The 12,681-nt window shown below is 36.4% G+C and carries 14 protein-coding genes; 10 read left to right on the top strand and 4 right to left on the bottom strand.

Annotated elements, in window-relative coordinates:
• Positions 1 to 1,011 (top strand): type IX secretion system membrane protein PorP/SprF, encoded by a 1,011-nt coding sequence (locus FHT21_RS12115; RefSeq protein WP_167294909.1) that lies wholly within the window; start codon positions 1 to 3, stop codon positions 1,009 to 1,011.
• Between the two features lie 433 nt (positions 1,012 to 1,444).
• On the opposite strand, the gene rpoN is transcribed toward FHT21_RS12115, so the two are convergent.
• Positions 1,445 to 2,917 (bottom strand): RNA polymerase factor sigma-54, encoded by a 1,473-nt coding sequence (gene rpoN, locus FHT21_RS12110; RefSeq protein ID WP_167294908.1) that lies wholly within the window; start codon positions 2,915 to 2,917, stop codon positions 1,445 to 1,447.
• A gap of 168 nt (positions 2,918 to 3,085) precedes the next feature.
• On the opposite strand from rpoN, the gene mscL reads away from it, so the two are divergent.
• Positions 3,086 to 3,535 carry a large conductance mechanosensitive channel protein MscL gene (gene mscL / locus FHT21_RS12105; protein ID WP_167294907.1) on the top strand — a complete coding sequence of 150 codons (450 nt, stop codon included), beginning with the start codon at positions 3,086 to 3,088 and terminating at the stop codon, positions 3,533 to 3,535.
• 43 nt (positions 3,536 to 3,578) lie between these two features.
• On the opposite strand, the gene FHT21_RS12100 is transcribed toward mscL, so the two are convergent.
• Complete coding sequence (locus FHT21_RS12100) at positions 3,579 to 4,451, bottom strand: ChaN family lipoprotein (RefSeq protein ID WP_167294906.1); 873 nt, start codon at positions 4,449 to 4,451, stop codon at positions 3,579 to 3,581.
• A gap of 131 nt (positions 4,452 to 4,582) precedes the next feature.
• Here FHT21_RS12100 and FHT21_RS12095 point away from each other — a divergent pair, with 131 nt between their 5' ends.
• The 8 genes from FHT21_RS12095 (at position 4,583) to tsaB (ending at position 9,661) form a co-directional block, all read left to right on the top strand.
• A complete protein-coding gene (locus FHT21_RS12095) occupies positions 4,583 to 5,347 on the top strand; it encodes a LiaF domain-containing protein (protein ID WP_167294905.1) in 765 nt (254 codons plus the stop codon).
• Positions 5,348 to 5,370: 23 nt separating this feature from the next.
• Positions 5,371 to 5,718, top strand: a complete 348-nt coding sequence (locus FHT21_RS12090; RefSeq protein WP_167294904.1) for a DUF4288 domain-containing protein — start codon at positions 5,371 to 5,373, stop codon at positions 5,716 to 5,718.
• Entirely contained in the window at positions 5,708 to 6,769 is a 1,062-nt protein-coding gene (locus FHT21_RS12085; RefSeq protein WP_243853976.1) for a histidine kinase, read from the top strand. The genes FHT21_RS12090 and FHT21_RS12085 overlap by 11 nt, the downstream gene beginning before the upstream one ends.
• The gene (locus FHT21_RS12080; protein WP_167294903.1) at positions 6,747 to 7,481 is read left to right on the top strand and encodes a response regulator; all 735 of its coding nucleotides are present in this window, start codon (positions 6,747 to 6,749) and stop codon (positions 7,479 to 7,481) included. Before FHT21_RS12085 ends, FHT21_RS12080 begins: the two co-directional genes overlap by 23 nt.
• 428 nt (positions 7,482 to 7,909) lie before the next feature.
• On the top strand, positions 7,910 to 8,068 hold the full coding sequence (rpmH, locus tag FHT21_RS12075; protein ID WP_010601723.1) for a 50S ribosomal protein L34: 159 nt from the start codon (positions 7,910 to 7,912) through the stop codon (positions 8,066 to 8,068).
• A 67-nt stretch (positions 8,069 to 8,135) separates the two neighbouring features.
• Positions 8,136 to 8,534, top strand: a complete 399-nt coding sequence (locus FHT21_RS12070) for a ribonuclease P protein component (RefSeq protein ID WP_167294902.1) — start codon at positions 8,136 to 8,138, stop codon at positions 8,532 to 8,534.
• The gene (gene yidD, locus FHT21_RS12065) at positions 8,518 to 8,748 is read left to right on the top strand and encodes a membrane protein insertion efficiency factor YidD (protein WP_167294901.1); all 231 of its coding nucleotides are present in this window, start codon (positions 8,518 to 8,520) and stop codon (positions 8,746 to 8,748) included. Before FHT21_RS12070 ends, yidD begins: the two co-directional genes overlap by 17 nt.
• Before the next feature lie 217 nt (positions 8,749 to 8,965).
• Entirely contained in the window at positions 8,966 to 9,661 is a 696-nt protein-coding gene (gene tsaB / locus FHT21_RS12060) for a tRNA (adenosine(37)-N6)-threonylcarbamoyltransferase complex dimerization subunit type 1 TsaB (protein WP_167294900.1), read from the top strand.
• Positions 9,662 to 9,666: 5 nt separating this feature from the next.
• On the opposite strand, the gene FHT21_RS12055 is transcribed toward tsaB, so the two are convergent.
• Positions 9,667 to 11,076, bottom strand: a complete 1,410-nt coding sequence (locus FHT21_RS12055) for a DUF5723 family protein (RefSeq protein ID WP_167294899.1) — start codon at positions 11,074 to 11,076, stop codon at positions 9,667 to 9,669.
• A 30-nt stretch (positions 11,077 to 11,106) separates the two neighbouring features.
• On the bottom strand, positions 11,107 to 12,675 hold the full coding sequence (locus tag FHT21_RS12050; protein WP_167294898.1) for a hypothetical protein: 1,569 nt from the start codon (positions 12,673 to 12,675) through the stop codon (positions 11,107 to 11,109).
• Positions 12,676 to 12,681: the final 6 nt, after the last annotated feature.

The following is a 12,681-nucleotide window of genomic DNA, read 5'->3' as shown; positions in this document are numbered from 1 at the left end:
TTGAAGAAGCTCATCATCATATTTGCACTTTTTGCAACATTTAAGGTTTTTGCGCAACAAAAGCCGCAGTATACCCAATATATTTTTAATCAGTACCTGCTAAATCCGGCGCTCTCCGGAATTGAAAATTACCTTGATTTTAAAGCTGGTTACCGTAAACAATGGTCGGGTATTACCGATGCGCCTCAAACTTCATTTGTATCGGCACATTGGGCGCTGGGCGATAATCAGTTATGGAGTAATGCGCTAACCGCTTTCCCGGAGCAAACAGGTAATCCGATGGACCGTAATTATATGCAAAACTATATGTCGTCGCCATCTCACCATGGAATGGGGGTAACTGCTGTTTTAGATAAAACTGGTCCGATAAAAAGATTGGATGCGAATGTGACTTATGCTTATCATCTGCAATTGAGCAATGATTTTAATTTATCAGCGGGCGTTGCAGCAGGGGTTTCGAGCATTTCTTTAGATTTAAATGCACTAACCTTTGATACACCAATAGATCCGATTATGAACAGGGCGCTGATTAACCAGGTTAAACCCGATTTAAATATCGGTTTGTGGTTATACGGTGCAAGGTTGTTTGCAGGTTTATCTGTACAACAGATTTTACCCCAAAAATTAAGCTTCACAGGCGATAATAATTATAATTTAGGTAAAGAAGCACCACATTATTTTGCAACCGCAGGATATAAATTTTTCTTAGATGATGAGATTGCCGCGGTACCATCGGTAATGGTAAAGTATGTATCGCCGGCACCTGTTTCGGTTGACATAAACATGAAACTGGCTTTTAAAGATAAAATCTGGTTGGGTGGAAGCTATCGTAAAGATGATTCTTTTGCCGCAATGGCAGGTTTCAATATCGGAAAGATGGTTAATTTAACTTACTCCTACGATTTTACCACTTCACAACTGAATCAGGTAAGTAATGGTAGTCACGAAATTGTATTGGGCCTATTGCTAAATAATATTTATAAGGTGCCATCGTACATTAAGATGTGGTAATCTGTTGGTATTCAGTCTTGTATAAGTGTGTGGCTTATGGATTGGAGCGCAAAACCTGTATAGAATAGGAAGTCTCCTCCCGTCTTTCGCTTTTACGCTTCGCTTCCTCGTACCTCGTTGCTGCAGGGTAATGCTTCAGCCGGGGCTAGATGGCTACACCAGTTTTTTATTTTTGAGATTGCAGGGCGCACAAACTATGTTCTTAAACCCGATTGCAATGCAAAGCCCGTAAGCGAGGAACGAGTGCGGACTTGGAATGGAAAGCGGGACTGAAGCTGCCAAGTACACAGGACTGCTCATTTCCGAATCAAAATAAATACACCATTTATATTTGGAGCGCAATACTTTCAGTTGGCAATTTACAATTCTATATTTTAGATAAGTAACTATAAACTTCGAATTGTAAACTGGCAATTGGTAACCGCCAACTGTTCTAAAGTTCTTTTCTTAGCCTTGCTACCGGAATATTCATTTGCTCGCGATATTTCGCGACAGTCCTTCTGGCAATGTTATAACCTCTTTCTTTTAAAATTTCGGTTAATTTTTCATCCGCTAAGGGTTTGCGTTTATCTTCATTTCCGATACAGTCTTCCAATATTTTTTTTACCTCTTTATTCGAAACTTCTTCACCGTTTTCGGTCTGTATTGCTTCTGAGAAGAAAGATTTTAACAGGAAGGTGCCAAATTCGGTTTGTACATATTTAGAGTTAGCAACCCTCGATACGGTTGAGATATCCATATCGATTTTATCAGCAATATCTTTTAATATCATCGGACGCATTTTGCGCTCGTCTGCTGTTAAAAAATATTCATATTGATAATGCATAATGGCATTCATGGTTTTTAACAAAGTTTGTTGTCTTTGTTTAATCGCATCTATAAACCATCTAGCAGAATCTAATTTTTGTTTAACAAACTGAACGGCCTCTTTCAGCTTTTTATCCTTTGAAGAAGCTTTATCGTAATGCTCGAACATTTCCTGGTAAGATCTGCTTACCTTTAGCTCAGGGGCATTTTTCGAATTTAACGTCAAAATCAATACGCCATCATTATTGCTGATGTGGAAATCAGGAATAATCTGCATTTGTTTGGTTGTAACCTGATTGGCATCCCCTGGTTTGGGGTTTAAACGCAAAATTTCGTTTACTACCTCTTTAAGTTCTTCACTATCTAAGCCTAAACTTTTCTCTAATTTATCGTAATGTTTACGTGTAAACTCATCCAAATAGTTTTCTACAACATTCATTGCTTTAACTATAATCGGGTTGTTCGGATCTTTTCTTTTTAACTGGATCAATAGACATTCTTTCAGGTCTCTTGCGCCAATACCAGGAGGATCGAAGCCTTGGATCAGTTTTAACATTTCCAATACATCATCTTCCTCCACCATAACATTCTGAGAAAAAGCAAGATCATCGATCATGGAGCCTAACGGACGGCGTAAATAACCATCATCATCTAAACTGCCGATAATCTGTTTGCCAATAATAAAATCCTGATCGGACAGCGGAATAAGGTCTAATTGCTCTTGCAAACTTTCAAAAAAAGTACTTTCAATGGCAATTGGTGTTTCTTTCTTCTCCTCATCATCGTCGCCATTATTGTAGTTGGTGCTGTAATCATTGGCAGAATCATCCTGTAAATAATCATCTACATTAAATTCATCCATGCTGGTATCTTCTGATGATTGTTCGTAATCTTCAGGCCTGTCATTTAAATCATCATATTCGCTTTTTGGCTCATCCTGAGTCATTAAACTTGGATCTTCAAGTGCAGGGTTTTCTTCGAGCTCTTCTTTTACACGGGTATCTAAAGCAACGGTTGGCACCTGCAACAGTTTAATAAACTGTATTTGTTGTGGTGATAACTTTTGTAATAATTTTTGTTGTAAGTGTTGCTTTAGCATAGTAAATATAAAAGAATAGGGCAAAAATAAACAATAGATTTCAGATATTCTGCTGATTTGATCTAAATGCTATCGATATGTTTGGTTTTAAAATTATTTCATAAACATTTGTATTAAGTTTAATGTTTGCTACTTTAGTAAATAAATAAACTAAAACTTAAATAAAACATGGGCTTTGTAAAAGAATTTAAAGAATTTGCCATTAAAGGTAATGCTTTCGATTTAGCAGTCGGAGTAATTATAGGTGGCGCTTTTGGTAAAATTGTTACCAGTGTAATCGACGATTTAGTGATGCCGATTGTAGCTGCAATGGTAGGTAAACCAGATTTTAGCAGCATTTATTTCGCAATGGGGAAAGGCGCTGAACTGATTCCGAAGGGCGCTTCACTGGCAGATGCTAAAAAAGCGGCACCAGATGCATCTATATTTGCTTATGGTAATTTTATTACAGTAGCCATTAATTTTTTATTGTTGGCTTTGATTGTTTTTATAATGGTTAAAGCAATTAATAGAATGAAAAAGAAAGAAGAAGAAGTAGCAGTTGCAGCACCAGTAGTGCCAACAGCGGAAGAAACACTTTTAACAGAAATCAGAGATTTGTTAAAAACAAAGGCATAATAACCATATCCGTCCTGATGTAAAATCAGGGCGGATTTTCGTTTTAATAACTTCTTTTTACTGTAGGATCTGTTATTATAATATAATCGCCAAGATTTTTAAATTTCTCCCAATTGGGATTCGCAAAGCTTTCATCCGAAAATGAAGAAATGTTGAGGATTTTTAATTTTGGATTGGCATGAGCCAGTTTTGCTAAAGTTCCCAGCTTTTCATCGCTATGGAAACGTCCATTAAGCTGAAAAACCTTAAAGCCCCTGTTTGCCTTAAGAAACTTATTTATAGACCATGACATGGTAGCATCCCATAAATTTTGCGTCTGGTAAATCTTCATTGCGCCGATACTGTGGCCACCCAAAGTTTCAGTAAATTTTTCATAATACCTACCCTGGGCCGTATCAATTGGTAGGGGTGGTAAAAAATTAAATGAAGTTTTTGGGAAGTTTTCTAAAATTTTAAGTCCGCCCATGGTAACGGCATTGCTGTAACGTGTAGCCGCATTTGCAGCAATAACTTTTAACTTGTTTTGTTTTGCGTATTCTATTAAAGCTTTGTAATCTTTGTAATTACCCCAGGCTCTGCCTTCTTTAACAAAGTTCTTTTCTGATATTAATCCTGCTAGATATTCATCTACTTCAGGTTGTACATCGGTATGGAACATTTCTAACGATAATGCGGTTTTTAACGGATATTTTGAATGGAGTTTTTTAAAAAGCTCCGCTTCCAGATAGTGCCCTATAGAATCGTTGTGGTCTTCGCCAAAGAATAAAACATCTGCCTGGTCCATATCGGCAACAATGTCGTCTATCGATATGGATTTCTGTTTTTTAACATCATAAATCTTGTAATGGCTACTTATTCCCTGTGCAAACAAGCCAGTAGAAATAGTAAGAACAAACATTAATAGGGGAAATTTCATGGCATGAAAATAACAAAATAATTTTCACCGATAAAATAAGGGTGCTTACCGCCTTTTGCCGAGCTTTAGCAAGTCTCATCTATTACGATCGGATGCTTATCAATACTTTTGGGTATTAAATATGAACACAAATGGAAAATATTAATAATAACGATAACAACCAGCTTAAAAACTCAGGAAGGGTGTGGAGCGGTTTCATCATAGCCATCATCGGATTTGCATTTCTATTGAACAACATGGGATTAAATATTCCGGGATGGATATTCAGTTGGTCTAATTTTTTAATTGTACTGGGTGTATTTATCGGTCTTCGTCGTAACTTTAAAGGAATAGCCTGGCTGATCCTGATTTTGATTGGCGCTTATAATACCTTAGAAAACATACCTGGGTTAGATCTTGATTTATCTAAATACGCTTTAGGTGTTGGCTTGGTTATAGTAGGCGGCTTTTTAATCTTCAGACCGAAGGGCACTCCGACTTTTAGAAAAAGATATAAGGATAAGAACAAGGCTGATTTTGATTTTGACGAAGCTACCGATAAAAAGACTGTAAATAATAATGATGTTATTGAAGTAATGGCCGTTTTTGGAGGAAGTAACCAAACCGTTTACTCTAAAAACTTTCAGGGGGGCGATATTACGGCTGTATTCGGTGGAGCAGATATTGTAATGACCCAGGCCGATTTCCCTGAAACGGTATCGCTTGATGTAACAGCCGTTTTTGGAGGAATTAAACTAATTGTGCCACAAAACTGGGCAATAAAATCGAACGTAACGGCATTATTTGGTAGCGTTGAAGATAAAAGATCGCATGTAATGCCAGTGGCAGAGATGAAAAAAACATTGATTTTAGATGGAACGGCTTTATTTGGAGGGATCGAAATTAAAAGTTTCTAAACATTTATTATAAAACATCGCCTATGAAATGGTTTGCAGTAAATTGTATCTATCAGGTAATTTGTGGTGAAGGAAAACATACACCCCAGTTTAACGAACAAACGCGTTTAATCCAAGCAGATGGGATTGCGCAGGCTTTAGGCAAAGCTAAATTGAATGCCATACATTTTAACCCTTCTTTTAATAATTGTAATGGCGATAAAGTAGTATGGAAGTTTATAGGTGTAGGTGGAATATCGGCAATAGAAGAACTCGCCGATGGTGTAGAGGTAAGTTCCAGGATTGTTGAACCCAAATCGGTTACACAATACCTGGAAAAGCTAGCACACCGCAATAAATCATTAACTAATCAAAACCATTTTGACAACTAGACCTTTATCCGTTCCGCAGATACAGAAAATATCGCTTACCATTGCAATAGTGTGGACTGTAATGTGCGCTGCTGGATTGCATTACGTAGTTAATTTTTCTTGGTGGGTATCGATAACTGATAGCTTAACCAATAACTTTTTGCTGGCGTTGGCTTGCATTGGGATCAGTAATATGCTTGGGTATTACCAGCCGAAGAATGAACGTATACTGTATATGCTGATCATTAGCCTTGCGCTTACATTTGTGATTATTTTTGCTTCAAAATATGTGGTGCTCTATATTTTTTCTGATTACAAAGAGTACAAGGATTTTTACAATTTTTCTTTCGCCTTCAGAGGCCTCATTTCTTTTATGTGCTTGGCATGGTGTGCACTTGCTAATATTTTATGGTATAGGTTAGAAGAACAATCAGAAACACATGAAAGATTATCGGCAGCTAAAAGTTTAGCGAAAGAGGCTGAGTTGAATAAGTTAAGGCACCAATTACAACCGCATTTTCTTTTCAATAGTTTAAATTCGGTATTTGCCCTTACCATGGTTAACCCAAAAGAGGCAGGCGTAATGATTACAAAATTGGCTTCTTTTCTTCGTGGCACCCTAAAACGCGATGATGAATTATGGGTTTCGGTTGAGGAAGAAATGGAGTACATCCAATTGTACCTCGATATTGAAAAGGTAAGGTTTAGCCATAGGTTAAACATTGAGGTTAATGTTGCTGAAGATACCTTAAATCTTTGTTTGCCAGGTACATTATTGCAACCTATTGTAGAAAATGCCATTAAATTCGGACTTTATAATACTTCAGCAGGCATTACAATCAAGATAGATGTTACTGTTGAATATAATATTTTACAATTGCGAGTACAAAACCCTTTCGATCCGGAAATGAAGGCTGCTGGAGGAACTGGGTTTGGTTTAAGTGCCATTAAACGCAGGTTATATTTATTATTTGCGAATACACATCTGTTACAAACCGATATTGAGGCAAATAATTTATATATTACCACCCTAAAAATTCCACAAAAAAATGATCAGAACAATACTAATTGATGATGAGCCTTTAGCGAGAGATATTGTAAAATATTACCTTTCAGATCATGCAGAAATAGAGATTGTAGCAGAATGTGGTGATGGGTTCGAAGGTTTGAAAGCCATTACCTTGCATAAGCCTGATTTAATTTTTCTTGATATACAGATGCCTAAAATTAGCGGTTTCGAAATGCTCGAGCTGGTGGAAGATAAACCTGCAGTAATTTTTACCACAGCTTTTGATGAATATGCTATTAAAGCTTTTGAGGTTAATGCAGTAGATTATCTGCTCAAGCCGATTGATAAATCGCGCTTCGATGCTGCTATTAAAAAGTTACCCGGCAAATTAAACCATGTGGAAAATACGGAGGCTGTTTTGGATGCAGCAGCTTTAAGTCCGGCACAAAATAATAGGGTAGTAGTTAAAAAAGACGGTGTAATTAAGATTATCCCTGTTGCCGATATCAACTATTTAGAAGCCGATGATGATTATGTAAAATTAAGTACCGTTGATGGTGCTTTCTATAAGAACAAAACCATGGCTTATTTCGAACAAACATTGGATGTGAGTCAGTTTATCCGCATACATAGGTCTTACATCATTAATCTGGCCCAGGTAACCAAAATAGAGCTAAAAGAGAAAGATAGCTATGTAGTGTTGTTGAAGTCTGATATCTGGTTGCCGGTGAGTAAAACGGGTTATGTGAAGCTGAAAGCGGCATTAGGTTTATAAAGATAGATTCTCAAAGAGGCGTCACCCTGAGTTTATTTCAGGGTCTTTATTGTAGAAAAAATGTTAACCATTAGGTTAGTCATTAGGCTTTTTGAGTCTAGCGGTCGGTGTCATACCTGTAAAGGATTACCACTTCAATCAGGTTTGTTTTGTGGCTGTAGGTGCTGCTATTGATGGCTTGGTTCTTTCTAGCGTCTTATACCAAAATAATTCTATCTAGTTCCATCGAAAAGGATCACGGGCAGGAACGTTTGGTGAAACAATAAAACATACAAACAGATATTTATAAATGGCCACAGGGTCTCTTTTTCAAAAGAATTATTACATTTGCATTTGAATAGAAAAAATAATAATTAATCACTCTTGCATTTGTAGAGAAATCGCTTTATATTTGCACCTCTTAATTTTACAATAGATAATATACAGTCATGAAAAGAACATACCAACCTTCGCAAAGAAAGAGAAGAAACAAACACGGCTTCCGCGAAAGAATGGCAACAGCTAACGGCAGACGAGTATTAGCATCACGTCGTGCTAAAGGAAGAAAAAGATTAACAGTTTCTGACGAACGCAAGCATAAAGCATAATTTTTGATTGCTTTTCCGTTCATTCGGGATCGGCAGATCAAAATCTGCAGTTATCAATCAAAAATATATGTACACATTCAGGAAAGAAGAACGGTTATGCAGCAGGAAACATTTAGACCTGTTGTTTAAGAACGGTTCTTCTTTTTTATTATACCCTTTTCGAATTTCTTATCTTTTTGTTGATGCACCAGCTCATGTACAAGCGCAGGTGGTCATTAATGTTCCTAAAAAAAGATATAAACGGGCAGTAGATCGCAATCTGCTCAAGCGCCGCATACGCGAAGCTTATCGCCTAAATAAACAAGATAAATTATACATGCCTTTACCTACTGATAGGGGATTGCTTTTGTTTTCCATCCAGTTTGTAGGTAAGGATAAGTATGAATTTGCTTTTATCGAGAAAAAACTGATCGCTAGCTTTAAGCGTTTCCAAAATTTAATCCAGCCCAATGAAATTCATCAATAAAATTTTCGGTTGGTTTTTTTTAGGCTTAATTAAAGTTTATCAATACGCCATTTCGCCAATGTTGGGGGCAAATTGTAGGTTTACGCCAACTTGCTCGCAATATGGGATAGAGGCCATTAAAAAGCACGGACCATTTAAAGGCGGCTTGCTGGCGCTGAAACGCATAGGCCGTTGTCACCCCTGGGGCAAACATGGGCATGATCCGGTTCCGTAGAAGGGTTCATTGGTTCACTAGCCATTTTTTATTATTAATTGGTTAATCGACTCCAAACTTCTAGCTAATTCATTTGAAAGATTGAAGTAAAAATCCTTCGGCTACGATCAAGATGATACTACGAGATGATACACTACCAGGGATAATTTGACTCCAAACGCCGAAGCGCAAACGCTAAACTGAATTAATTTAAGGCTAAAAACTATATCTTTGCGCAATGGCTAAGATACTTCAAATAGAAACAGCTACTGCAATTTGTTCTGTAGCACTATCCATAAACGGCAAAACATTTTCATTTAAAGAAGAGAAGGGGCAGAACCTACATGCAGCAAATTTAACTTTGTTTATAGATGAAGTGCTTAAAACTGCAGGACTGAATTACCAAGAGTTAGATGCCATTGCGGTAAGTAAAGGGCCAGGGTCTTATACCGGATTAAGAATTGGTGTTTCTACAACGAAGGGGTTATGTTATGCATTAGATAAACCTTTAATTGCCATCGAAACCTTAGAAATGATGGCTGCTGGTTATTTGACAGAAAATCCTGGTTATTCAGGTTTAATCTGCCCAATGATCGATGCCCGCCGAATGGAAGTTTATACCGCAATTTTCGATCGCTCGTTAAACGTAATCATGCCAACCGAAGCAAAAATTATTGATGAGACAAGTTTTACAGATTATCTCACACAACAAGCTGTTGTTTTTTTAGGCGATGGAGCGGCTAAGTGTGCTGAAGTTTTAACACATCTAAATGCAAAATTCGATACGACCAATTTCAATGCTGCGACATACATGTCGCAATTAGCAAACGAAGCTTTCAGCAACAATAGATTTGAAGATGTAGCCTATTTCGAACCTTTTTACCTGAAAGATTTTGTAGTTACCCAATCTAAAAAGCAACAAGCGCAGGGTTAGACCGGTTATCTTCTTTTAAAAATTGAAAACAAACTTTTAAAGAAACTCCCACCTTCATTGTCATTTATGCCTGGTATTACATCGGCAAATTGTGGATGGTTAACCACATTACCGAATTTAATGCCTACACCCATGTAAAAAGAAGCACCATTAGGGCCGCTGCCTACAGTAGCATCATTTTTAATCATTCCATAAGTTTGAAAACTGGTAGCCACTAAATTATCTGTACCCATAAACAATTCAAAATTTGGTGTCTGGTATTTTCCTTGCAATCCAACCATAAAAACACCATTTAAGTTGTATAAGGGAGTAACACTTCCCGAAAAATCGTTGGCAATAAAAGTGTTTACCAAAGCAATATCTCCGCCTTTATAAAACAAGTTTTTCGAAACAGCTAGGCCTGGTTTGTAAAAGCCATATCGTTTAGATAGGTAAACATCAAGTTTAGCATTGGTAGGCGCTAAAAACTTTTTGCTTTGCTCCGAAAGGAGGAAAATGTCTTTTATTTCCTGATTGGTATTAGATTGGTTATTTTCTATATTCTCAATAATTTTTGATTGATCTACCATAGTGCGTTGCGAATTACTTCGCCACCAGATAAAACCTAAATCTTTTATATTGGCCATTAAGAACAAACCTTTTTTAGTGGTGTAATTACTTCCAAAGCTTAATGATAGTCCTGGGTTTTTAAAGTTTGGAATAAAATTTTTCTTATTTACCTCATCAAAATCAGAAAAATTGCTGGAATAGGTTCCTTTCAGGCCAATTAACAGGGCATCAGACTCAGGATCGATATATAAATAAGAGTCGGAAACATTTAATTTGTTATAAAGTATTCCACTCAGTAAACTTGCTTTTAAACCAAATGCGAGTCTTTTATTCCAGTTTTCGCGATAGGTAAAGCTAAATTGATGGTAACTTTGTTCGTAGCCTTTGGTATCAAAAATCCCGGTATATTGCTGATTCGTATTAAACCTTTCGAACGAATCAAAAATAGCCATTGTTTCGTTGGTGTAATCGATATGCGCATCGGATCTGATCTGCCACGAAAACCCCATTTCTTTTTGATATTTATAAGATTTGAAAAGCCTGAATGCTGCTACATAGATATTACTGTTTTCGAAAAAATGATTCACTTCTCCAGTACCAATAGGTAAACTTCTTGTATCAAAAACACCTTCCTGTGTTAATCTTCTTATGGCGAACTTAGAGCTTCCTTTATTAATGGCGTTTGTTCCAAGATAAGGTAGGAAGAAATTGGAAGAAAATCTTCGTGATGAATCTAAGGTGAAAGATTTTTGAGATGGATTTTCGAATGCATCAAACATGGTTTTAGTGCCAAAAAGCGCATATTGTTGTGCATTTGCAACCCCGAAGCTAGCTATTGCCAGTAACGCAAGTAAAAGTTTCTTCATGTAAAATAGTTTCTTGGGATGGTTTCTTTATTAACGGTTACTTAATGAATCTGGTATTTCTGGTTGTAAATATTTGTTTAAAAGCAAGTTAGTGATGAATTTGTTTTTGTCTGCACTCATTTGGTAACAAAAAGTATCGAAACTTTTTAAACCACTGTCTGCCCGCAAATGTTTATAGAAATTCAGTTGAACATTGTGTCTGAAAATATCTGCAGAATTTTTGGTATTGATGTAATAACTTATGTTCGAAGTGGTCGAAATCTGGTTCACCGCATCTAAATATTGTGGTGTTTGTATTAACAGCCTGTTGTTTTTATAATCGTTTAAAAATGATTGCACTGTGCTCGCATTATTGGCTACAATTAAATTATTATCTACAATGGTATAATATGGCCGCGCAAATTTTTTAAAAGGCTCCCCAAAATAACTGTACAGGATATCGGCCGATTTAAAGAGCTTAATGTCTTCGCTATAATCTGCACTTACATCAAGCAGCAACTGTTTTGTTTTTTCGCCATCTGATAATGAAATTGCGCCTAGTTTTTCGCTGGTGCTTAACTGAAAAAGAATAAACTGATTCTTGGTATAAGTGGTAAATATCAAATCTAAATCTGTTCTGTAATCATCCTTTATTTTTTTTATCACGGCATTGGTTTTTGAAAGTATTTTCGTTTGTTCCTGCCAATTATTTAGTTTTTTAAGCCATTTACCGTAATCATCATAAGCATAAAGCGCATAGTTTGCTGTATTATCGGGCAGGATATTTTGTATTGATGTATTTTGTGCAGCGGTGTTTTCGAATAATTTAAGGTAATTGTGCTGATCTTTTAATTCGGTACTTCCGCTGAAAAGAATTTTCTCTTTACTGAAATTGTAATTGAGTACAGCGAAACTGTTTTGTTGGTTAAATAGGGCAATTTCGCCATTAATGTTACCTGCAATAATATTTTTAAGTAGTAATGGGGCCTGGTTAAAATTAATGTAAATATTGGCCAGTACATTTTTGATCTGGTGTTTGTTCTCTTTAATGTACTCCGTAAAAGGATTCTCCGTTAAACGAATATTAGCATCATTAATCAGTTTCAATGAAGTTGAAACCGTTAATACCTGGTTATGGATGCCTAAATAAACCCGTAAACTGTCGTTTATCCTCACAGTATAAAGCTCTTTCGAATTTTCGGTAATTACTTTTTTTAGTTTTAGCTGTTCGTAGAATTTTTTGATGTCGTTATCAGACTGAATTTGTAAGGTGATGAGGAAATTGAGGGTTTTATTCGAATCAGGTAATACACTAATATAAACCTGCTGATCCTTTAAATACCTGTTGATCAGATTATCGTCGATAATGCTTGCTTTCAGCTGTTTTAAAAGGCTCATTTTATCTTTCCCTAAAACCTGCTGGATAAGTTGCTGCCCTTCAATGATATCGTAAAAACTTTTATCGTTCTGGAAAGAAAACACTAAAGCTGCATTATTAGTTGCCGATTGCAGCGCCAGATCTTTCGCATCATTATCTGTACCCAATTTTGAAAAATAGAGATAAGCCATAAAGGCTACACCCAAAAATAATGCACTTGTTAGAATTACGATTTTTTTCATCTGCTT

It is taken from the genome of Pedobacter sp. SG908 (assembly GCF_011759615.1).
Lineage (GTDB): Bacteria > Bacteroidota > Bacteroidia > Sphingobacteriales > Sphingobacteriaceae > Pedobacter > Pedobacter riviphilus.
The sequence above is the reverse complement of the archived record's forward strand: the minus strand, read 5'-3'. Positions and strand labels throughout refer to the sequence as shown.